Below are 23,625 nucleotides of genomic sequence, written 5' to 3'. Positions count from 1 at the left end.
TAATGACGCATTATGGACAGGCCTTAAACTCCAACAGCCTTTTAAGGCCTCTACTCCTATGCTTAATATTATCTCTCTTCAATCCTCTCAACGCACAAACTAAAATGCGTGCGGCTTGGGTTGCATCTGTGGCCAACACTGATTGGCCTAGCAAGCAAGGCTTGAGTGTGGCTCAACAACAAAAAGAATGTCGTGATCTACTAGATCTAGCAGTTCAACTCAAACTCAATACGATCATCTTCCAGGTTCGTCCTCATGGGGACGCCCTCTATAAGTCCTCCTTTGAGCCTTGGTCTGATCGTCTTACAGGAATTCAAGGTAAGTACCCAGGCTACGATCCTTTGCAATATTGGATCGATCAATGCCACAAGAGAAAGCTAAAAATCCATGCGTGGTTTAATCCTTATCGAGTTCAGCATCCCACGGTAAAAGAACCTCTTGCCAGCAACTCTTTACAACGTAAAGCCAAACCTTGGTGCATCTATTTGAAGAAAGGTTATGTGTGGCTCAACCCAGCTTCAAAAGCTGTTCGCCAGTACGTGCAAACCGTGGTTTTCGACTGCGCACGTCGCTACAATATTGATGGCATTCATCTCGACGACTACTTCTACCCCTACAAAGATTTTCTTCCGGCGACGGGCTTTCCCGATCATAAGGAATATTCCGCTTACCTCAGCAGCAAGCCGCAAAAAGTCATGGACAAAGAAATGTGGCGTCGTCATCAAGTCAATACGCTCATTTACAGCCTGCACAAAGGACTCAAACGCCTTAAGCCCATGTAGAATTTGGTATAAGTCCCTTTGGCATTTGGAAACCCGGTTATCCTCGTGACGTCAAAGGCACCAGTGCCTTTGATAATCTTGCTTGCGATAGTCGCAGATGGATTCGCGAAGGCTGGGTCGACTACCTTTCACCTCAACTCTACTGGCCCGAGTCAGCTCCCCAACAACGCTTTTCTTCCTTGCTCAATTGGTGGAAGTATCAAAATCCAAAGAACAAAAAAATGGTTCCTGGCTTAGCCTCTTGGCGCACAGAACCCGACGAGCTCATCCGACAAATAAAGCGCTGTGAACAAGACCCAAGAGTTCATGGTTTTAGCCATTTCAGCCTCGGAGCCATTCAAAGAAATTCACACCTTAAACAGCAACTCATCAACTATGGGAGAGATAGAAAATGAAAGCAAATGATGTACTCGAATTGTGTGGAAATACTCCACTCGTAAAAATCAATAAATTAACTGAGGGCGCTTACGCCGAAGTTTACGCTAAAACAGAATCATCTAACCCAGGTTTTTGTGTAAAAGATCGTATCGCAAAAGCTATGATTGATGATGCAATTGCCAATGGTACTTTAAAGCCCGGCATGACAGTCATTGAACCAACTTCTGGTAACACAGGAATTGGCCTTGCCATGACCTGCGCTGTGCGTGGCTATAAACTTATTCTTTGCATGCCTGACTCAATGTCAGTTGAACGTCGTCAGCTGATGCGTATTTTTGGTGCTGAACTCGTTTTAACTCCGGGTGCAGACGGCATGAAAGGCGCGATCAACAAAGCCGCTGAACTCGCCGAAGACATCGATGGAGCATGGATCCCTCAACAGTTTGAGAACGCTTCAAACCCAGCGATTCATGAGAAAACAACCGCTAAAGAAATCATTGCCGACATGAATGGCGACTTCGACTACTTTGTTGCTGGTGTTGGTACAGGTGGTACAGTTACTGGTTGCGCGAGAACTTTTAAGAAAGAAGTCCCCAATGTGAAAATCGTTGCGGTTGAACCAGAAACTTCTGCAGTACTCAGCGGCGAAGGTCCTGGCAAGCACAAAATCCAAGGTATTGGCGCAGGCTTCATCCCTGGAGTTATGGAACCAGAGCTACTCGACGAAGTCATCAAAGTGAGCGATGAACAATCAGGCGAGACAGCTCGCCAGCTCGCTCAAAAAGAAGGCATCCTCTGCGGCATTTCCTGCGGTGCTTCAATGACTGCAGCACTCGAACTCGCCAAACGCCCTGAAAACAAAGGTAAAAAAATCGTCTGCATCCTCCCTGATACTGGCGAACGTTACCTCTCTACTTGGCTCTTCGAAGACTACAAAATGTAGTCTCTAAGATCAGGTCTCTAAGGCTGAAGCTGATAACTTCAGCCTTTTTTGTGACTTTCTTCACAAATTCTGTAAGATTTGTCCTCTGACGAGCATAATAACTATAGTCACACTTAAAACACAAGCAATAAGGATACACATGAATAAACTTCTCTTGGCAATGCTTGCCTTCTTCTGTTCGCTTCAGCTCTCAGCTGAAATCAAACTCCACCAACTCTTTTCCGATGGCGCTGTATTCCAACGCGGCCAAACTGTACCCGTATGGGGCTGGGCTGATGCCGGCACTACTGTCGAAGTCTCTTTTGCAGGCCAAACAAAATCAGTAAAAGCAGATCAATCTGGCAAATGGATGATTAAACTCGACTCCCTTAAAGCTTCTGAAGAATCGCGTAAACTCACAGTGAAAAGTGGTGCCGAAACTTTGACTGTTAACGATATCCTCGTTGGCGAAGTTTGGATCTGCTCAGGTCAATCAAATATGGACTGGCGCCTCACTCAACTGACAAAGCCTGCTCGTGATCCCTTCTACAATCCTATTTCAGAATATGTGAAAAAAGAAATTGAAACTGCGAACGACCCCCTTTTACGTCAAATCGAAGTCAAGAAAGAAGTTTCCCCTGATGCCGAACTGAAAAACATTAACGGCAATTGGGTACCAGTAGCACCCGCCAATAGTATTAACTTCACTGCAACAGGCTACTTCTTCGCTCGCGAACTCCGCAAAACACTCAATGTTCCAGTTGGGCTCATTAAATGCGCTTGGGGCGGCACTCTCGTCGAGCCATGGGTTCCCATGCCTAAATATCAAACTAACGATGAACTCAAAGCTTTCTACGCCGAAGAAAAAGTGGCTAAACTCGAGAAAGCTAGCAAGTGGTGGACACCTGAGAAAGCTAAAGCCATGCATCAAGAAAAACTTGCTGAATGGGAAACTCAAAAAGCTCAAGCCAAAGAAAAAGGCAAAAAATTCAATAAGCGTAAACCACGCATGATCCAAGATCCTGCAAAAAGCAACCGCATCCCTTCTACACTTTACAACGGCATGATTGCTCCGCTTGTCCCTTACGCCGTCAAAGGCGCTATCTGGTATCAAGGTGAATCAAACGCAGGCTACCAAAATGATAAGTACCAAAAACACTTTTCTGCCCTCATTGAAGGCTGGAGAACGGCTTGGGACCAAGATCGTCTCGACTTCTACTTCTGCCAACTAGCGCAATTTAGAGACCCCGTAACAAAACCAATAGATAACGATGGTTGGGTCAACGTCATCTATCAACAATTCCTCACTGCACTCGCGGTTCCTAACACTGGAGTGGCCGTTCTTAACGACATCGGCGAAGCTAACGATATTCACCCGCACAACAAAGTTGATGCTGGTAAGCGTCTATCTCTTTGGGCTCTTGCAAAAACCTATGGTAAGGACCTCGCAGCTCATAGTGGACCTCTCTATAAGTCCAGTAAAATTGAAGGTTCAAAAGTCATCATTGATTTTGACAGCGTCGGCGCAGGCCTGATGACGGGTAAAAAAATCTTACTCGATCCCGTCGTTGAAGTTCAAGAAGAACTTAAACACTTCCAAATCAAAGGTGCAGATAATGTATGGAAATGGGCCAATGCAAAAATCATTTCTAAGAATCAGGTTGAAGTCTCGCACCCAGAAGTTTCTACTCCAGTAGAAGTTCGCTATGCCTGGGCTGCCAATGCAAAAGGCGCTAACCTCTATAATAAAGAAGGTATCCCTGCCTCAGTATTTAAGACTAAATAAAACTTAGTTTATACGCCCTCGAAAGCCTCAGTGAATAATCACTGAGGTTTTTTTGTTGATGTACGTCTAGAAACTAAGGCTTTAAAGGCTTATGCCAAAGAGAAATAAAAAGCCTCAGAAGATAACTTCTGAGGCTTTTTTAAGAGGCGCGAACCGGAGTCGAACCGGTCTAAAAGGTTTTGCAGACCCCTGCCTAACCGCTTGGCTATCGCGCCGTGTGGGAGGGATAATACTCCCAGTCTTTTCCTTATCCAGTAAAATTGAAGAAAAAATCATAATTTTCTTGAAAAAACACAGTTTGCTCTATGTTTGAAGTAATTATTATTAGTTTTTACAGGCATACAAAATTCCATGAAATACAACACTTACCTAAGTAGCAAGAATGAATACTCTTTGAGTAAGTACCATAACTTGGCAAATCAACTCAAAGCAGATGGACACCACGTTATCAACTTAACTACTGGCGACCCCATAGAAAGAACTTATCCTGAAGCTTACAAAGCCATGGAAGAAAGCTTAACTAACCGTAAAATCTCTCAGTACCCCTCATTTAAAGGCAAAGTCAGCTTGCGTCAAAGCATTGCGGATTGGGCCCAGCGTAACCATAAGATTGAATTCAATCCTGATACTCAGGTCTGCTCTACCAATGGCTCAAAGGAAGCAGTCTTTCATTTAGCTTTGCTTTTTGATTGGTCTGAAGGTCAAGAAATATGGGCTCCCTCTCTTTCTTACCCTGTGTATGCGTCGAGTGCTGGTCTTTTCAATATCCCCTTTCGCGAACTTCCCGTCTCACGAGAAACTAACTTTCTTCCCGACTTGGATACGATCTCCGCAAATGATTGGCACAAATGCCAAATGTTTTGGATCAACTCGCCACATAACCCCACTAGTGCGATTGCCTCGAAAGACTATCTCCAAAAGCTTTTAAAGCTTGCTGAACAATACGACTTCCTCGTTTGCTCTGACGAATGTTATAACGACATTTTTTACAAAGACCTCCCTAGCTCCATCCTCGACTTCCCCGAGAGTCAAAACTGGCTTTGTATACGGTCATTATCCAAGCGCTCGCACATGACTGGCTTTAGGTCAGGGGCCCTATTGAGTCAAAACACTGAACTCATGAAGAAGATTTTGCTCATGCGCCCAGCCTTAGGAGTTGGAACCCCAGACTTCATCCAAGATGCCGCTATTGCTGCCTGGAATGATGATCAGCACCCAAAACAATTCTCCGAAGAATACAAAATTAAGCAAAAAATCATTCGCGAAGCTCTCGAATCTAAAGGCTTCGAAATTTTTGGTGGCGATGCCAGTTTCTACCTCTGGTTCTCCCACCCCCAATTCTCCAGCTCTGAACAGCTCATGGAACTCTTTATTGAACAGCACCTCGTGCTCACTCCGGGTACTGCATTCGGCAAAGATGGCGAAGGTTTCATTCGCATGGTTTATTGCTCCACTCTCAATCAATGCGAAGAAATCGCAAAACGCATCCAATCACTCAATATTAAAGGTCCCTCATGATTAAACTTCTCACAGAAATGCTCTCTATTCCTTCTCCCACTTTTCACGAACAAGAATTGACTGCCTTCATCAAAAAGTTTGCCGAAGACAACTTTCCTCAGCCAGAAATCAGAGAGTTTAAAGACTGCCTCATCATAGAATTAGGCAAAGAAAATACTCACCTCCCACACATCACTATGGTGGGCCACTCTGATGTTGTACCGCAATGGTTCAAACCTTATATAGAGGATGATAAACTCTACGGAGCTGGCGGTTCTGATATGCTTGCTGCCGAAGCCGCTTTTTTCCGCATCACTGCAGACAATCACGAAGACATTTTAAAACGTGCTCGTATAAGTATTGTGATCTATTCCCGTGAAGAAGGAACCAAGATGGAAGACAACGGCCTATACGATCTGATTGGCGAGTATCCCGACTTCTTTAAAAGTATTGATCTAGCCATTGTCGGTGAACCCACTGATAACACCATACAAATTGGCTGCTGCGGTAGTTTACATGCACGTGTTGTTAGCACTGGCATGGCCTGCCATTCCGCTCGTCCTTGGAATGGTGAAAATGCTTTCTACAAAGCACTTCCATTCATCTCTGCAATGGCGGAAATCGAACCTGTAAAACACGAAGTTTTTGGCTGTGATTTTTTCGATGTCTTATCGATCACTGAAGAAAGCTGTACTCCTGGCCGCACATCAATCCCCGGTCGCTGGGAAGCAAACGTCAACTTCCGCTATGCACCTGTACGCACTCCGCAAGAAGCTGAAGATTACGTGCTCAATTTTGTCAACGATCTAAAAGTGGATGGTCTCGAAATCAATATCAAAGATAACTCACCTTCAGGCACCGTTCACGAAAGTCCTCTTTTTGCTAGAGCTTGCGATATACTGGCTTTTCCCGTACAAGCTAAGCAAGCCTGGACTGATGTCGCACAATTGAGTGCAATGGGAGTTCCTTGCTTCAACTTTGGGCCTGGCTTAACCGCACAAGCCCACAAGGATAATGAGTATTGCTCTATCTCTTTAATTGAAGATTACGGCAAACAGCTCAAGCTTCTTTTAACAACGATTTAAGCCTAACGCTGTTTGCTCTTATTTCCGCTTTTTTTCTTTTTATTAGCTCCTTTTGGACGCGAAATCAGCTTCATATCAAAGAACATATCTGGCGTTCTAGAGCTCGCAGGGTGCACTTCTATTGCAATAACATTGAGTCCTGCTTTTAATTTATTGTGAGGAATCGGCATCCAACCCTTAAATTTTAGTGTTGTGTCCTTATTTTCACTTTTCGCAAGACCATTAGGCTTCAGATTCTTTGTATCCATATTATAGACAGCCACTCGTGAGCCATTAACCCATGCGCCCGCCCCATCATCAACCATGAATGCTATGCGATAGTCCAAGTCTTTATTCACTTCTTTTAGAACAAACTTCCTTCTTACATAAAGAATCCCCACACCTCTTTTTGCTCTTTGCAACTGGGTTTTTACGGCTGGCTTCGTAGTTCCATAGCCAATAGGCGCATTGCTTTTTTTCCATATTGAATCATTAAAGTCTGGTTTCATCCAATTCGATGCAACTGAACTAGCGGTATAATTATAGCTCCATAAAAAACTTCTCGAAATTATATCTACGTTCGGATTAACTGGCTTTGCCAAGGCTGCTTTTTTTGCGACTTCCGCAGCTTCTTTAGCTTCAGCCACTTTTTTTGCGGCCTCCTGTTCTTCAAGTTTTTTCTTTTCGGCCCGTTGGGCGTTCTTCGCGGCCAATGCTTTCTTCTCAGTTTCTTTCGCTTGCTGTTCCTTAGCTTTGCGGGCTTCCTGATTTTTCTTTGCTAACAAGGCTTGCTCTTCAAGCTGTTTTTCAATCGCTACTTCTTGATCTTCAGAACTCAAACTTACGACGAGTCTTAAAATAATGAGCACCGCTAAAACAGCACCCATGATCATGAACTTCTTAGATTTTAATAAGTCTTTCTTGGAATTCTCTGGCAGTTCACTTGAACTCAAGACTGTGTTTGGGGGCTGTAGGGGAGCTGGCTTTTTTAAGCCTTCCGGCTTCTTGACACCCTTAGGCGGCGTTAAAGTATCTGGCAAGCCCGTCTTGCCTGCACGAGTCTCATGAAGCGCTTTAATTAGATCTTGTGCTGTTTGATAACGATCATCGGGATCTTTTTCAAGAAGCTTTTTAATCACTTCCCAAGCTCCTAGTGAAATATTGCGACCAAATTCTGTTAAAGGTTTAGCATCTCTTTCTAAATGACCTCTTAGAATTTCATCATAACCAATGCCATTAAAACAAAACTCACCTGTCATCATATGGTACATGGAAGCGCCTAAGCTGTAGAGATCGCCGCGAATATCCATTTCTATTCCCATAATTTGCTCAGGGCATATGTATTGTGGTGTACCTGTTATTGTATCACTTTCATTTGCACTTTCAGTATGTGTACACGAAAGTCCCAAGTCCATAAGCTTCACCACACCCTCATCGGTCAACATGATATTATCTGGTTTTATATCACGGTGAATGATTTTTTTACGATCCCAAGCTTCACGCAAAGCTTCAGCAATATTTAAACCAATGGCTAAGGTACTGTCTTCATCAAGGACAGGCTCTTTGCTCATGAGTTCCTTAACTGTCTGACCTTCGACATATTCCATACCAAAATAGTAAATATCTTCATATTTACCCACTGCATAAGCCTGAACAATATTGGGGTGATTAAGACTCGCGGCACTTCGAGCTTCTTTAACAAAATCATCAACAGCTTCAGCTCCCATATCCTCTGAAGGAGTGAGGATTTTTAAAGCAACCGTGCGGTCTAAAGATATCTGATGAGCACGATACACCATACCCATCCCACCTTTACCTAGAAATTTCTCTATGACAAAGTCATCAATGATCGCATTTGTCGAAAACATTGATGATGGAACTATTGCAGACGCCTCACAATGACCGCATATAATCTCTTCGCCGTAATCACAGCCTGCGGAATCGACCATTCCACCACAATTTTCACATTTAAATAACAAAGCACTTCCTAAATTTTAGCCCCATCTTATATCAAAAATCTGCTAGGAACAAGTTCTGCTCAGCTCTTTGTCAGGTAATTTCACTTACAAATAGGTCATAATTTAATCCAAAACTCCCAGCAAATGCCATCAGACTTATTTTAAGCTCTTCTCCTATTAATCGGTCATAAAAGCTGAGGGTGAAAAACATCTAACTTTATCTCTTTCTCAAGTCAAAATAATTTGTAAGCCTTAAGTTATAAGGTCATTTTATCTTAGGGAGTTAATAGGGCTCCTCCACCTAACTAACGCTGGAAATTCACCAAGGAAACTCAATGAACAAAATCTATATTCTTGACACCACAGTAATTCTCAATGACTCAAACGCCATCTTCTCATTTCCCGAAGAACACGTCATTATACCTTTAAGCGTCATAGAAAAAGTAGATAAATTTAAACGAGAGATGAATGACTTGGGTAAAAATGCCCGTGAATTCAACCGCACAATGGATACGCTTCGTAAAAGAGGCTCCTTAACAGAAGGTATTGAACTTAATAATAAAGGTACTCTACAGATTCTTTTCCGCGCTATCAATGGTAAAGAAGAAGTTGGAATCTCAAGCGATAGCGTTCTGACCATCGGCAAAAACATGCGTGATGATCATCCGAAGAAAAAAATCATCATTGTTTCCAAAGACTTAAATCTACGACTTAAAGCGAATGCCTTGGGCCTTCATGCCGAAGGCTACGAAAAAGACCGCTTTGAAGAAATCATGGATTATAACGGTTGGCACACGCTTTACCTCTCTCAAGAAGAATTGGATGAATTTAATGCCATCGGCACCCTCAATTATGAAGGCGACGTTAAACTTCGTCCCAATGAGTTCCTCAATTTAAAAGTTAAAGGTAAGGAAAAAACTGCCGCACTTGCTCGTGTAGCTATCCATGCCCCTAATATCATCATCCCCTTGCGTTTTTCATCCGAAGATATCTCAGGCTTACGTCCACTCAATATGGAACAAACTTTTGTCTTGGAAGCGCTCTTGGACGAGAACATCAAACTCGTCAGCCTCCAAGGCGTTGCGGGAACGGGTAAAACACTTCTTGCGGTGGCCGCAGGTTTACGCCAAGTCCTACGCGACTTCACTTTCAATAAGATTCTCGTCTCACGTCCAATCATGCCCATGGGTAAGGATATTGGTTACCTTCCTGGTGATATCGACGAAAAACTCCGCCCCTGGATGCAACCTATTTTTGATGCCGTCGAACTCATCCGCTCCATTGACCGTCGTAGCTCCAAACCCACTCTGCCGTCAAATCTCATGGACATGGAAGAACTGCAGATTGAACCTCTCACCTACATTCGTGGACGTAGTATCCCGAATCAATACATGGTGATTGATGAATCTCAGAACCTTTCTCCCCTCGAGCTTAAAACTATCGTCACTCGCATGGGCAAAAACTCGAAAATTGTCCTCACAGGTGATGTTGAGCAGATTGACCACCCCTACATGGATAGTTACTCAAACGGTCTTGCTTATGTTGCCGGACGTTTCCGTGACAATCCCTTAGCAGCACATATCAAGCTCTCCAAAGGTGAGCGTAGTGAATTAGCTGAAGCCGCAGTCAACCTCCTATAAAACATGAAAATTGTCGCTGCAACTAACAACAAACATAAGCTTGTAGAACTAAAGGCAATCCTCTCACAACTCGGCATCGAAGTCTTGTCCGCTGCCGAAGTGGGGGGCATTCCCGATGTAATTGAAGATGTCGATACTTTTGTGGGCAACGCAAGTAAAAAAGCTATTGAATCCGCTATCCACTTGGGCATGCCCGTACTCTCTGACGACTCAGGCTTATGTGTCGAAGCACTCGATGGTCGCCCTGGCGTCTTTAGCGCACGCTACGGAGGCCCCGGACTCGACGACCAGGATCGTTGCCATAAACTCCTTGATGAGCTCAAAAATTGCGACAACCGATGGGCTTACTTCGCCTGCGTCATTGCCCTCGCCGACGAAAATGGCAAACTCATTGGATCGAGCATGGGCAAATGCTTGGGAAATATTTCAGATGAAATGCGTGGAGAAGAAGGCTTTGGTTACGACCCCCTTTTTATTCCCAAGGATTACGACCAAAGCTTTGCTGAACTCGGCGAAGAAATCAAGAACTCCCTAAGCCACCGTAAAAATGCTTTGGAAAAAGCTATTGCAGATGGTTTATTTGATAAATTAAAAAGCTAAGGAGTCTAAGGCATGAATATCGAAATCCCTTCAACCGCACTTGAAACCGCTGAGACTCTTCGGGACTTTTGCCTCTTACAACTCAACGAAGCGGGCAAAAAACCGCGTCACCCTTGGCGATTGGCTACCCTTGCCCTCTGCGATCAAAATGGCTCCCCACTTTGTATGAAAATTGTGCTTCGTGACTTTCACAAGGGAACTCTCACCTTTTTCACCGACCAAAGAAGTGCAAAAATCCAATCGCTAGAAGCCAAACCCGAAGTGAGCCTTTGTTTTTACAACGCTGATTTAGGGCTTCAGTTCACCGCTTTATGTAGCGTGAGTATTCATCATCAAGATCTCATCTGTCAGGCCTACTGGAAAAAACTTAGCGAATCCAGCAAAACCTGCTACGCTGCTTCACCGAGTCCAGGCGCTGCACTCAAACAACCTTTCTCCTTTAGCAACCAAGATAGTTGCGAACTTCCTTACGATAACTTTGCCGTTATCAAATGCGCTATTCGCAAAATCGACATCCTCTGCCTCAATCCAAAAGGCAATATCCGTGCCATGGGTGACTTTGTCAAACCAAGTTCCATCACCTGGGCTGCGCCTTAAACATTTCTAAGATAACTATTGCTCATGAAATCCTCTATTTTTAAATGAAAAAATGGGGAGGTGGGGTTAAAATGAGAGAAAAATTTCAGGAAACAAATACTATGCAAGATGACCCCGGAAAACAATTAGAATTCCCCCTCGACTGCCAGTTTCGCATTATGGCTATGGCCAATGCTGAAAATATCCCCCAAGATTTACAAAAAGTCATCGATCAACACGACTTGAAAAGCACACCAAAAAAGGGGAACTCAACTAAAAAGGGCACCTACCAAAGTTGGATTGTCTCGGGCACCATCTACAGCCTTGAATCTTTACGAGCTGTCGGAGCCGACTTCTCCGCCATTGATGGCGTTAAAATGGTACTTTAATTATGTTTCCTTGGAAGCATGTTCACTTCATAGGTATTGGTGGCGCTGGTTTATCGGCCATGGCCTCCCTACTCCACCAAGCTAAGCTCAAAGTTTCTGGCTCTGACATAACACAGAGTGCAAAAACACGCGAACTCGAAGAGTCTGGCATCGTGATCTCCTATCATCAAGAAGGAGAACTCATTAAACCTGGGATCAGTCTCGTCATCGTCAGCAGCGCTGTTCAGAAAGATAATTTAGAACTTGAGAATGCGAAAAACATCGGACTCAGCATTGTCTCACGCCAAGATTTTCTCAAAGCTTTGTGTGCATGCTTTCCAAAAGTGATTGCCGTGGGTGGATCTCATGGCAAAACTACCGTCACCTCTATGTGTGCGTGGATTTTTAAACAAAATCAAGAACCCGCCTCATGGATGATTGGTGGCGATCTTAATTCCAGCGATTTCCCCGCTGCACATTTCTCTCCTAATGGGCCACTCATTATCGAAGCAGATGAATCAGACGGCACAATTGCAGCTCTCAGCCCTAGCACAGGCGTCCTCATCAATACTGACGATGATCATGCTTGGAGTGTAGGTGGTGTGAATCAGCTCTTCGATAACTTCCGCAAATTTGCGAAACAAAGTCAAAAAGTTTACGCTTCCCAAGATGACTCCTGCCTAGCCGTACTGCAAGGAATTGAAAACGTTGAGTTCATGCCCGCAAAAGCTAATTTAAAACTCATACAAAAAGGCGAGTTCATGCGCCTCAATGCGAGCCTCGCCATTGTCGCCTGCACAAACGAAGGTATCAATCCAGAGAAAGCGACTGAAGTCTTACAAGAATTTTGCGGTGTGCAAAGGCGCTCACAGGTTCATTTCGAAACCGCTTTTCTGACTTTATTTGAAGACTATGCCCACCACCCCAAAGAACTCAAAGCTCTGAATTCTGCACTGGAAGAACAATACGATCCTTACCGAAAAATCGCCGTATTCCAGCCTCACCGCTATGAACGTCTCGAGTCCTATACTGAGCAATTTGCTCAAGAACTCAAAGAGTTTGATAAAGTCTTTATTGCTCCCCCCTTCTCGGCTTGGTCATCTCGCCAAGACACTCCTTCTCTGGAAGCCCTACGAGTCCTAATTGGACCAAAAGCAGAGGTTTTTGAGAGCGAAGACTGGGAATACAATGCCGAAAAAGTACTCGCCCAAACCCCGACTACTGAGCACTGCATTATTACCATAATTGGTGCCGCTACAATCAAAGACATCATCCCCTGGCTCAAAAACCAACTCATTTCTCATAGCATCTCTGAACGCCTTCCCGATTTGAATATCTTGCACGAACCTGAATGGTCAGAAATCACCACTCTTGGTGCCGGCAAAACTCAACACGCTTGCTATGAACCACAGACAGTTGAAGAACTTCAAGAACTCATGAGGTTTGCTAAGCGTTACTCACTCAAAACTTTAATCTTGGGTGCAGGCTCCAATATGGTGGGCTGTGACCAACTTTTTGATGGCATTATCATACGCTTGCGTTTGGGTGAATTCAGCGAAATCACAATCGAAGGAAAAAACGCCCGAGTGGGTGCCGGCGTCAAATGGCTCAAACTCATCAAACGTTTACAAGAAGATAATCTTGGTGGTGCAGAAGCTTTGGCAGCTGTTCCCGGCTCTATTGGTGGCGGCATTCGCATGAATGCCGGTGCGCAAGGACAAGAAACATCCGAATTTGTCATTGCTGTTCACGGCATCGACCAAGACGCCAAAGTAAAATCTTACCAAAACGATGAAATCACTTGGAACTACAGGTCCTGCTCATTACCAAACGATTTTATCGTCACGAGTATTGACATGAAATTCAAAGCAGCCGTTCCCCAACGCTCCAAAGCAATTGTGCAAAGCACACGCGACTTCCGCAAAAAAACTCAACCCGGCGGAAGAAATCCCGGCTGTGCCTTTCGCAATCCAGGTGATGTGGCGGCTGGTCAATTGATCGATAAGTATGGATTTAAATCCATTAGCTTCCCCCATTGTGCCGTATCGGATTTACACGCCAACTTTTTTGTCAATGAAAACAAATGCTCCGCCGATGAATATGCTCGCCTCATGGAATACGTTCAACAAGGCGTCTACGATGCCTGTGGCATTCGCCTGCAACAAGAAGTTGTCTTTAGTGACAAGCGCAAAATCAATGTGGTAAAGGCGCTCAAAATCGCCGTCTTAAAAGGTGGTCCCTCCAGTGAACGTCCCATCTCCCTTCAATCTGCTGAGGCCGTTGCTAAAGCCCTCCGCGATGGTGGTCACGAAGTCACTGAAATAGATATTACCGATTTTTCACTCCCCGCAATCTCAAAAGACATCGATCTCGTTTTCCCCGTTTTACATGGTGAATTTGGTGAAGATGGACAAGTGCAAAAACTTATCGAAGGACAGGGCTTCCCCTATGTGGGCTGCGATATCACTTCGAGTGAACTCTGTATCGACAAAGACGCCGCCGTTTGCGAACTGCGCAATTCAGGCCTACCCGTTTGCGACTCAGTTGTCTTACGATCCAAAGATGAAGAAATCTCACAGAACATCACGCTGCCCTGCGTCGTCAAACCCAATCGTCAAGGCTCAAGTATAAGTCTCAGCCTCGTGGAAAAAGAAGGAGATCTTAGAAAAGCCATTGATCTCGCTTTTGAAAATGATGACACAGTGCTCGTAGAAAGCTTTTTTAAGGGGATAGAATGCACTGTAGGCCTCATTGATGGCAAAGCCTTGAGCGTCGTTGAAATCATTCCTCCAGAAGGCTTTTTTGACTACGATGCTAAATACACTTATAGCAAAGGTAAAACTCAGTATAACTGCCCACCAAAAGAGATTCCCGAAGATGTCTCTGAACGCCTTAAAAAATGTGGGGAAGAATCCTTCAAAGTTCTCAAGGGTCGCCACCTCATGCGCGTTGATATGATCTGGAATCCTGATTCAGATAAGTTCATAATCCTCGAAGCCAACACTATGCCCGGCTTTACCTCTAGCTCACTCCTTCCCAAGGCAGCCAAACGCGATGGCATCAGCTTCACAGAACTCTGCTGTGGTTTAGCAAAGAAGGCGATAGAAGCTTAATAAGTTCTTAGGTGGCAGGTGGCAGGTGGCAGGTGGCAGGTGGCAGGTGTCTTGTCCTGATATAGGTTGTCATCTAAAATAGGAAAAACCTATGAAAGATACAATAAGATATAGTGAATCATTTAAACAAAAAGTGGTAAACGAGATCTCCAAAGGTAAATTTATAAGCTGTGGAGAAGCGAGCCAAGCTTATGGGATATCAGGCTCTTGTACAGTAAGAGCCTGGGTCAAAAAGTATGGTAGAACAGACTTATTACCAAAGGTGATTAAAGTGGAAACAGAAAATGATATTGATGAGATTAAAGCTCTTAAAAAGCATATTGCTGAGTTAGAGAAAACAGTAACCGAACTAGCGATAAGTGATGTTATGAATAAAGCTTACTTTGATATAGCTTGTGATGAGTTCGGCGTATCTGATAAAGAAGCCTTCAAAAAAAAAGTCGGTGTGAAGCGGTCAAAAGAGTCAGATCAATGAATAGCCACTTTACTGTTAAACAACTTTGTAATCACCTCCATATGAGTCGGCAAAATTTCTATAAAAATAAATCTTTAAGCACCAAAAAAGAAGTAGATAGAAAACTTGTGATCGATCTTATTAAAGAACAACGTTGCATTCAATCTGAGCTCGGAATTCGAAAGCTGCAGAATATGTTAGTAGATAACTTCAAAGAGAATTCTATACAGATAGGACGAGATCGCTTATTCGATATAGCTCGCGAAGAACGCCTATTAATCAAAAGAAAGAGGAAGTACTGTCGAACTACTGACTCTAGGCATCGTTTTAAAGTCTACAAAAATCTAATAAAGGATAAGGTGTTAACCGCACCTAACCAGGTGTGGGTTTGTGATATAACCTACATCAGAGTTGCAAAAAGCTTTGTTTATCTAGCGTTAATCACAGATGCCTTCTCTAGAAAAATTATTGCTTATAATGTGGGAGAGAGTTTAGAAGCTGTAGGATGTATCAAAGCATTAAAGATGGCTTTAAAAAGTCTCCCAAAAGGGTCATACCCCATCCATCACTCTGACCGTGGGTCTCAGTACTGCTGTCACGATTACATTGAAATCTTGACGAATAGAAATCTTCCTGTCAGTATGACTGAAGAAAACCATTGCTATGAAAATTCAAAAGCTGAAAGAGTCAACGGAATACTGAAGTATGAATATCATTTACGCGAAACATTTAAGAACTTTAAAGATGCTAAAAAAGCAATTAAGCAGGCTATTTACTTATACAATAATTGTCGCCCTCATACAGCTTTGGAATATTCATTTCCAAGTGTTGTTCATGAAACACAATGTGCATAAATATTAGTCAATTAACATAAACAAAAGTGACAACTATTTTTCAGGACTTGACAGGTAGCACTTCCGGACTTAGCCAGATTGCTATAGGTTTATAAGTTGATAAAAACTTACCGCCCCTACGCAGGCAAAAAAAAGCATCCAAACTAACGTTTGGATGCTCTAAAAATTTCGGCTTGAAGCCTGAACTACCTGTGTGGTAGCACTTCCGGACTTAGCCAGATCTACCTCTAGGGCAGGATGATTTCTATCTAATAGACTCATCCGCCTTTGTGGTAATACTACAAAAAAAAGCGCATATCCTAAGATATGCGCTCTAAAAATTTCGGCTTGAAGCCTAGCTATAGGGAAATAAAACTATCTAGTAGAATTATCCGCCCCTACGGCAGTAGAAAAAAGGCTGGCAACGACCTGCTCTCCCACAGTCTTAACTGCAGTACCATCGGCGCTGGAGGTCTTAACTACCGAGTTCGGGATGGGATCGGGTGTGGCTCCTCCGCTGTGGTTACCAGCCGGAAAATGTTGGGAAGAAAACTTAGTGATGAAAGATAAGATCGCAAGACATAAGACCTAACTTAGTATGAGTTAGTGTGTGTGTGCTTATTATCTTTTTTAGGTGGCATCGAGTGATGACAACTAAAAAAGAGGTGGACAAGCCTCACGGCTGATTAGTACTGGTCAACTGAACATATTGCTATGCTTACATCTCCAGCCTATCGAACAGGTAGTCTTCCTGTAGCCTTTAGAGGATAAATCCTGGGATATCTCATCTTTAGGGGGGCTTGGCGCTTAGATGCTTTCAGCGCTTATCCTTTCGCGACTTAGCTACCCAGCAATGCACCTGGCGGTACAACTGGAACACCAGAGGTCACTCATTCCCGGTCCTCTCGTACTAGGGAATGCTCCTATCAAATATCCTACGCCCGCAGAGGATAAGGACCGAACTGTCTCACGACGTTCTGAACCCAGCTCGCGTACCACTTTAACCGGCGAACAGCCGGACCCTTGGGACCTTCTTCAGCCCCAGGATGTGATGAGCCGACATCGAGGTGCCAAACCGCACCGTCGCTATGGACGCTTGGGTGCGATAAGCCTGTTATCCCCAGAGTACCTTTTATCCGATGAGCAACGGCGATACCACTTTCCACCGCTGGATCACTAGGTCCTGCTTTCGCAACTGCTCCACCTGTCGGTGTTACAGTAAAGCCTACTTCTACCCTTACGCTCTACGCATGATTGCTGACCATGCTGAGTAGACCTTCGAGCTCCTCCGTTACATTTTAGGAGGAAACCGCCCCAGTCAAACTGACCCTCTGAAACTGTCCCCCATCCGGATTCACGGACGTGGGGTTAGATGCCCAAACTAATAAGGGTGGTATTTCACTGACGACTCACAAACGCCTGACGACGCAAGTTCACAGTCTCCCACTTATGCTACACATATTAGTCCGAACAACAATATCAGATTACAGTAAAGGTTCATGGGGTCTTTCCGTCCATCTGCGGGTATCCGGCATTTTCACCGGAACTACAATTTCACCGAGATCCACGTTGAGACAGTGTCTGGATCGTTACACGATTCGTGCAGGTCGGAACTTACCCGACAAGGAATTTCGCTACCTTAGGACCGTTATAGTTACGGCCGACATTCACCAGGGCTTCATTTCGAAGCTTCGCCCGAAGGCTAACCTCTCCATTTGACCTTTTGGCATTGGTCACGTGTCACACCCTATACTTCCTCTTTCGAGTTTGCAGAGTGCTATGTTTTTGCTAAACAGTCGCCCAGACCTCTTAACTGCGGCCCCCCTGAGGGGGCACCCCTTCTCCCGAAGTTACGGGGCTAATTTGCCGAGTTCCTTAACGTGGTTTCTCTCGCGCACCTTAGTCTACTCGACCTTCCTACCTGTGTCGGTTTTAGTACGGATAACTAAGCATCAGACGCTTAGAAGCTTTTCTTGGCAGCATGGTTCCATGTTAGACGGTTCCACCCGAGGGTTTCTTCGCCCCATCACAGTTGGTTCTTATGTAAAGCGGATTTTCCTACTCTACGAATTGCCTGCTTGGTATGACTAATCCATCAGTCATTAACATTTTCCTTCCGCGTCCCTTCATCACTACACTTAGCTAGTACAGGAATATTAACCTGTTGTCCATCGACTACGCCGTTGGGCCTCGCCTTAGGGTCCGACTAACCCTGGGGGGACGAACCTTGCCCAGGAAACCTTCGGATTTCGGTGACCGGGATTCACACCCGGTTTTTCGTTACTTATGTCTGCATTCTCACTTCTATGCGGTCCACCTGTTGTTTCCATCAAGCTTCACTCCTGCATAGAACGCTCTCCTACCCCCAGCAAGCTGGGTCGCGTCTTCGGCAATGGGCTTTAGTCCCGATTATTTTCGGCGCAGAATCACTCGATCAGTGAGCTATTACGCACTCTTTAAATGGTGGCTGCCTCTAAGCCAACATCCTGATTGTCCAAGCAACTCCACATCCTTAATTCCACTTAGCCCATCTTGGGGGCCTTAGACGGCGATCTGGGCTGTTTCCCTTTTGTCTATGCGGCTTGTCCCACATAGACTGACTCCTGAGCTCATAAATTTACGGTATTCGGAGTTTGATATTTGTTGGTACCCCGGTAAGGGCCCGCGAAAAATCAGTAGCTCTACCCCCGTAAAGAAGCACTCAAGGCTAGCCCTAAAGCTATTTCGGAGAGAACCAGCTATCACTGAGTTTGATTGGCCTTTCACCCCTATCCACAAGTCATCCAAGCGTTTTTCAGCACGCAATGGTTCGGTCCTCCACCCGATGTTACTCGGGCTTCAACCTGCTCATGGATAGATCACTCAGTTTCGGGTCTACTGCATACGACTTAAATCGCACTATTCGTACTCGCTTTCGCTTCGGCTCCGTTTAATAACTTAACCTTGCCGTATACAGTAAGTCGCAGACTCATTATGCAAAAGGCATGCGGTACATCATATAAAGATGACCCACACTTTGTAGATGTATGATTTCAGGTTCTATTTCACTCCCCTTACGGGGTTCTTTTCGCCTTTCCCTCACGGTACTGGTTCACTATCGGTCACTAACGAGTATTTAGCCTTGGAAGGTGGCCCTCCCTGATTCAGACCGGGTTTCACGTGTCCGGCCCTACTTGGGATACCCGCTATATATTAAAGAAATTTCGCTTACGGGACTATCACCCTCTGTGGTTCGGTTTTCCAAACTATTCAGCTATCTCTTCAATACAATGTTGCAGGTCCCGCAACCCCTAAAAGCATGCTTTTAGGTTTAGGCTCTTGCGCGTTCGCTCGCCGCTACTAGCGCAATCTCGGTTGATTTCTTTTCCTCTAGGTACTGAGATGTTTCACTTCCCTAGGTTCGCCTCCCTAACCTATTTATTCAGTTAGGGATAACTGGACATAACTCCAGTTGGGTTTCCCCATTCGGATACCCCCGGATCAAAGCTCTTTTGCAGCTCCCCGAGGATTTTCGCAGCTTAACGCGTCCTTCATCGCCTGTTAGTGCCAAGGCATCCATCATACACCCTTACTAGCTTGTCCACCAAAAATATTAAAAATAATATCTTCAGCGACACACCTAATCTCTACTAAGTCTTTCTTTGTCTTGTATTCTTTTGGTTTGCGATCTTGGTATAAATTGTTTTTTGGTTGGTTCCTTTAACTTATAAAAGTTAAAAGACCTCAATTATACTTTGACTCTTTCATTCTATTGTTTTCTTCCTTTCAAAGATCTTATATCGAAGTGCTGTTCTCAGCGCTTGATATTTGAATTATACGATAGTAACGGGGTAATAAGTCTTGTAAAAAGCACTCTTGTCTGGCCGAGGCCTTAAAGAGGTTAGTCTTTTTCATTCCTTAAAAAGGAGGTGATCCAGCCGCTGGTTCCCCAACGGCTACCTTGTTACGACTTCATCCCAGTCACTAAGCCCACCTTCGGCGTCTGCCTCCTGCAAGCAGGTTGGCGCAACGACTTCGGGTGAACTCAGCTCCCATGATGTGACGGGCGGTGTGTACAAGGCCCGGGAACGTATTCAATGAGCCGTAGCTGATGCCCATTTACTAGCGATTCCATCTTCATGGAGTCGAGTTGCAGACTCCAATCCGTACTGAGACCGGTTTTGGGGATTCGCTCCATATCACTATGTCGCTGCCCTTTGTACCGGCCATTGTAGCACGTGTGCAGCCCCGGGTGTAAGGGCCATACTGACTTGACGTCGTCCACACCTTCCTCCCGCTTAACACGGGCAGTCTCCTTAAGGTTCTCAGCATTACCTGTTAGCAAGTAAGGATATGGGTTGCGCTCGTTGCCGGACTTAACCGAACACTTCACAGCACGAGCTGACGACAGCCATGCAGCACCTGTTTTTGCGCCCCGAAGGGAATTCGACTTTCACCGAACGTCGCTCAATGTCAAACCCGGGTAAGGTTCTTCGCGTTGCCTCGAATTAAGCCACATGCTCCACCGCTTGTGCGGGCCCCCGTCAATTCCTTTGAGTTTTAGTCTTGCGACCGTACTTCCCAGGCGGTACACTTATCGCGTTAGCTTAGACACTGATCCGACTAACCAGACCAACATCGAGTGTACAACGTTTACTGCTAAGACTACAAGGGTATCTAATCCTTTTCGCTACCTTAGCCTTCGTCCATGAGTGTCAGTATTGTGCCAGTAAGCTGCCTTCGCCTTTGGTCTTCCTTGTGATATCTACGCATTCCACCGCTACACCACAAATTCCGCTTACCTCTCACATACTCTAGTCTACCAGTTTCAAATGCAGGTTCAGTGTTAAGCACTGAAATTTCACATCTGACTTAGTAAACCACCTGCGGACCCTTTACGCCCAGTAATTCCGAATAATGCTCGCCACCTACGTATTACCGCGGCTGCTGGCACGTAGTTAGCCGTGGCTTCCTCTGGGGGTACCATCATCGTTTTTCCCCCCTGACAGATCTTTACAACCCGAAGGCCGTCTTCGATCACGCGGCATTGCTCCGTCACGCTTTCGCGCATTGCGGAAGATTCTCGACTGCAGCCTCCCGCAGGAGTCTGGGCAGTGTCTCAGTCCCAGTGTGGGTGATCGTCCTCTCAGACCACCTAGCCGTCATAGCCTTGGTAAGCCGTTACCTTACCAACTAGCATAATGGCACGCGAACTCATCCCTAAGCGTAACCTTTAAATATCAAAACATGCGTCTTAATAGTCACATCCGGTATTAGCAGTCGTTTCCAACTGTTGTTCCAAACTTAGGGGCAGATTATTCACGCGTTACTCACCCTTTCGCCACTTTCCATTCACCGAAGTGAATTTCTCGTTCAACTTGCATGCCTAATCCATGCCGCCAGCATTCATTCTGAGCCAGGATCAAACTCTCCAATCAATTGATTGTGTTTGTATCCGACTTAATTACTTATATTTTTATATTGAGTTTTCTCTCGAAAAAATTAACTCTTAAATCATCTAAATGATTTAGGAGCCCGTTACTATCATATAATTCAACTATCAAACATCTTCTTTTTTCTTACTCGATTAGCACGCTTTCGGCTTCGTTTTGTTCCCGTCGTTTCTGACGAGGCCCTTAGGTTATCGCCAGTTCTTTTTTCCGCAACCCGCTTTTTAATCTTTTCTTGACTTTTTCTTAAAAAACTTAACATCACAATTGTCCCCATTTAGACATAAACCTTTTAAATCAATCACTTAGAGCTTTTTGATGCTAAGTGATCTTTTTCTAAGAAAAGTCATTTTAGTAGAATAACACATTCAAATATTTATCTTGCTTACTCAAAACAAGGACTAAGCTCTATTAAATCAACAATCGGTTTCTTTTACAACTTTGTAGAATCAGGTTTTGTTTTGTCACAAAACATAAGGCCATCGCTATTAGTCCTGAACTAAATGACCTATCTTCAAGCTAAGCAATTCACTCTTTGGAATGCGTCGTTCTCATCAGAGAACAACACGCCTTACACATATTATATATAAGCCCCCTATTACTTACACGTGTAAAGAAACCATACTTGAGGTGACACAGAAAGCAGATAAACTGAGTTAACGATGTGTCGTATTCTAATCAAGAGCAATTATAATCAGTGCAATCAAAAATAAAAAATACATACGGAGAAATACATGAGAGAACTTAGTAGAACTAAGATTGTTTCAACATTAGGCCCAACGACTAAAGGTCGTCTCAAAGAACTTATCGAAGAAGGCGTCGACGTTTTTCGCCTCAACTTTTCACACGGCTCACACGAAGAACATGCAGAAAGAATCCAAGAAGTTATCTCCGCCGCAACTGAATTAAAACGTACCGTTGGTATTCTCGGCGACCTTCAAGGCCCAAAAATTCGTTGTGGCAAAATCATTGAAGGCGGCATTCAGCTTGAAGCTGGACAAGAGCTCGTCATCACAACTGATGAAATTCTTGGTGAAGGAAGTCGTATTTCTACTGTTTTCCAAGCCTTGCCTCGTGAAGTAAAAGTTGGCGATCCAATCCTTATGGATGACGGCTTACTTGAAGCTGTTGTTGAAAGAATTGAAGGAAACGAAATTTTCTGTAAAATGCTTGTCGCAGGCAAACTCACTTCAAACAAGGGAATCAACCTTCCTGAAACTGACATCCAGAGCCCTGCCTTAACTGAAAAAGATGAAAGAGACCTCAAGTTCATCATTGAAAATGATGCTATTGATTTTGTTGCTCTATCCTTTGTCCGTAAAGGGGAAGACCTTGATATCATCCACGCAGCTATGGATAAGATAGGCAAAAGAAAGCCAGTCATCTCAAAAATCGAAAAACCTTCTGCACTCGTCGACATTGACGCTATCATTGAAAAATCTGATGCCCTCATGGTTGCTCGTGGTGACCTTGGCGTAGAAATCCCTTCTGAGAAAGTTCCTGTTGCGCAAAAAACAATGATTCGCAAATGTATTGAACAAGGAAAACCTTGTATCGTTGCTACACAAATGCTCGATTCAATGATTCGCAACCCACGCCCCACTCGTGCTGAAGCATCTGACGTTGCTAACGCCGTACTCGACGGAGCATCAGCCGTTATGCTCTCTGGTGAAACTGCTAGTGGTTCTTACCCTGTTGAAGCTGTACAAATGATGACTAAGATCATTCGTGAAACTGAAAGAAACTTCATGACTAAGCCGGGCATGTGGGGCTATGAGCAACCAGAAATCCGTAATGATGTTGATGCTTTATGTAAATCTATTGTTGACCTTTCTGAGACACTCAATGTTAAAGGTATTATCTGTATCACTAATACTGGTAAAACTGCGTTGAGAATTGCACGTTTCCGTCCAGCATGTCCTATCTTTGCTTTTGCTTCACACGAAAACAATGTATTGCGTAAGCTTTCCCTTCCTAAAGCGGTTGTTCCAATGCCACTTAAAGATTTAACCTATGACGAAAGTACCCTCACTCAAATGGAAGAAGCTCTTGATCGTCACCCATTCTTAGATAATGGTGACCAAGTCATCTTGGCTGCAGCTTTACCTTTTGATAAGACAAGTAACACAAACCTTATCAAGCTTCACACAATCGGTAAAGACAGTATGCTTTTAAGTAAAAAGACTAACTAAGCCTTTTTTCTAAAAGTTTTACCTATAAAAAAT

At 44.3% G+C, this 23,625-nt stretch carries 14 protein-coding genes, 1 tRNA gene, 3 rRNA genes and 1 pseudogene; 14 read left to right on the top strand and 5 right to left on the bottom strand.

Going from position 1 to position 23,625, the window contains the following annotated elements; genetic code table 11:
• Nucleotides 1-2: 2 nt before the first annotated feature.
• The 4 genes and pseudogenes from LNTAR_RS03455 to LNTAR_RS03445 form a co-directional block, all read left to right on the top strand.
• Nucleotides 3-961, top strand: a pseudogene (locus LNTAR_RS03455) (glycoside hydrolase family 10-like protein); the annotation flags it as partial.
• The gene (locus tag LNTAR_RS27870) at nucleotides 962-1,177 is read left to right on the top strand and encodes a hypothetical protein (protein ID WP_238527709.1); all 216 of its coding nucleotides are present in this window, start codon (nucleotides 962-964) and stop codon (nucleotides 1,175-1,177) included.
• Nucleotides 1,174-2,103 carry a cysteine synthase A gene (cysK, locus tag LNTAR_RS03450; RefSeq protein ID WP_007277246.1) on the top strand — a complete coding sequence of 310 codons (930 nt, stop codon included), beginning with the start codon at nucleotides 1,174-1,176 and terminating at the stop codon, nucleotides 2,101-2,103. Before LNTAR_RS27870 ends, cysK begins: the two co-directional genes overlap by 4 nt.
• A 139-nt stretch (nucleotides 2,104-2,242) precedes the next feature.
• A complete protein-coding gene (locus LNTAR_RS03445) occupies nucleotides 2,243-3,868 on the top strand; it encodes a sialate O-acetylesterase (RefSeq protein ID WP_007277245.1) in 1,626 nt (541 codons plus the stop codon).
• A gap of 144 nt (nucleotides 3,869-4,012) precedes the next feature.
• Here LNTAR_RS03445 and LNTAR_RS03440 read toward each other — a convergent pair.
• Nucleotides 4,013-4,083, bottom strand: a tRNA-Cys gene (locus tag LNTAR_RS03440).
• A gap of 136 nt (nucleotides 4,084-4,219) precedes the next feature.
• Here LNTAR_RS03440 and LNTAR_RS03435 point away from each other — a divergent pair.
• Complete coding sequence (locus LNTAR_RS03435) at nucleotides 4,220-5,386, top strand: pyridoxal phosphate-dependent aminotransferase (protein WP_007277243.1); 1,167 nt, start codon at nucleotides 4,220-4,222, stop codon at nucleotides 5,384-5,386.
• Nucleotides 5,383-6,450, top strand: coding sequence for a M20/M25/M40 family metallo-hydrolase (locus LNTAR_RS03430; RefSeq protein ID WP_007277242.1), 1,068 nt, complete (start codon nucleotides 5,383-5,385; stop codon nucleotides 6,448-6,450). The genes LNTAR_RS03435 and LNTAR_RS03430 overlap by 4 nt, the downstream gene beginning before the upstream one ends.
• A 2-nt stretch (nucleotides 6,451-6,452) precedes the next feature.
• Here the strand turns inward: LNTAR_RS03430 and LNTAR_RS25075 are convergent, their stop codons facing one another.
• A complete protein-coding gene (locus LNTAR_RS25075; protein ID WP_052607295.1) occupies nucleotides 6,453-8,408 on the bottom strand; it encodes a serine/threonine protein kinase in 1,956 nt (651 codons plus the stop codon).
• Nucleotides 8,409-8,722: 314 nt separating this feature from the next.
• On the opposite strand from LNTAR_RS25075, the gene LNTAR_RS03420 reads away from it, so the two are divergent.
• The 7 genes from LNTAR_RS03420 (at nucleotide 8,723) to LNTAR_RS03390 (ending at nucleotide 15,992) form a co-directional block, all read left to right on the top strand.
• Complete coding sequence (locus tag LNTAR_RS03420) at nucleotides 8,723-10,027, top strand: PhoH family protein (RefSeq protein ID WP_007277240.1); 1,305 nt, start codon at nucleotides 8,723-8,725, stop codon at nucleotides 10,025-10,027.
• Between the two features lie 3 nt (nucleotides 10,028-10,030).
• Nucleotides 10,031-10,627: an RdgB/HAM1 family non-canonical purine NTP pyrophosphatase gene (gene rdgB / locus LNTAR_RS03415; protein WP_007277239.1), complete on the top strand. Its 597-nt coding sequence runs from the start codon at nucleotides 10,031-10,033 to the stop codon at nucleotides 10,625-10,627.
• Nucleotides 10,628-10,639: 12 nt separating this feature from the next.
• The gene (locus tag LNTAR_RS03410) at nucleotides 10,640-11,224 is read left to right on the top strand and encodes a pyridoxamine 5'-phosphate oxidase family protein (RefSeq protein WP_007277238.1); all 585 of its coding nucleotides are present in this window, start codon (nucleotides 10,640-10,642) and stop codon (nucleotides 11,222-11,224) included.
• Between the two features lie 71 nt (nucleotides 11,225-11,295).
• Complete coding sequence (locus LNTAR_RS03405; protein WP_157473182.1) at nucleotides 11,296-11,592, top strand: DUF493 domain-containing protein; 297 nt, start codon at nucleotides 11,296-11,298, stop codon at nucleotides 11,590-11,592.
• 2 nt (nucleotides 11,593-11,594) lie between these two features.
• The gene (murB, locus tag LNTAR_RS25070) at nucleotides 11,595-14,684 is read left to right on the top strand and encodes a UDP-N-acetylmuramate dehydrogenase (RefSeq protein WP_007277236.1); all 3,090 of its coding nucleotides are present in this window, start codon (nucleotides 11,595-11,597) and stop codon (nucleotides 14,682-14,684) included.
• Between the two features lie 91 nt (nucleotides 14,685-14,775).
• Nucleotides 14,776-15,159, top strand: a complete 384-nt coding sequence (locus LNTAR_RS03395) for a transposase (protein ID WP_007277235.1) — start codon at nucleotides 14,776-14,778, stop codon at nucleotides 15,157-15,159.
• Entirely contained in the window at nucleotides 15,156-15,992 is an 837-nt protein-coding gene (locus LNTAR_RS03390) for an IS3 family transposase (RefSeq protein ID WP_007277234.1), read from the top strand. The genes LNTAR_RS03395 and LNTAR_RS03390 overlap by 4 nt, the downstream gene beginning before the upstream one ends.
• A gap of 395 nt (nucleotides 15,993-16,387) precedes the next feature.
• On the opposite strand, the gene rrf is transcribed toward LNTAR_RS03390, so the two are convergent.
• The 3 genes from rrf to LNTAR_RS03375 all read right to left on the bottom strand — a co-directional run bounded on the left by rrf (nucleotide 16,388) and on the right by LNTAR_RS03375 (nucleotide 21,388).
• Nucleotides 16,388-16,502, bottom strand: a 5S ribosomal RNA gene (rrf, locus tag LNTAR_RS03385).
• Between the two features lie 134 nt (nucleotides 16,503-16,636).
• A 23S ribosomal RNA gene (locus LNTAR_RS03380) occupies nucleotides 16,637-19,553 on the bottom strand.
• 319 nt (nucleotides 19,554-19,872) lie between these two features.
• Nucleotides 19,873-21,388 (bottom strand): 16S ribosomal RNA (locus LNTAR_RS03375).
• The 16S, 23S and 5S rRNA genes sit together here, the layout of an rRNA operon.
• Before the next feature lie 746 nt (nucleotides 21,389-22,134).
• On the opposite strand from LNTAR_RS03375, the gene pyk reads away from it, so the two are divergent.
• A complete protein-coding gene (pyk, locus tag LNTAR_RS03370) occupies nucleotides 22,135-23,592 on the top strand; it encodes a pyruvate kinase (protein ID WP_007277232.1) in 1,458 nt (485 codons plus the stop codon).
• Nucleotides 23,593-23,625 lie beyond the last annotated feature (33 nt).

Origin of the sequence: Lentisphaera araneosa HTCC2155, from assembly GCF_000170755.1 — a bacterium.
In the GTDB taxonomy this organism is placed as follows: domain Bacteria; phylum Verrucomicrobiota; class Lentisphaeria; order Lentisphaerales; family Lentisphaeraceae; genus Lentisphaera; species Lentisphaera araneosa.
Note: the sequence above shows the minus strand (reverse complement) of the source record. Positions and strands in the feature narration are given on the sequence as shown.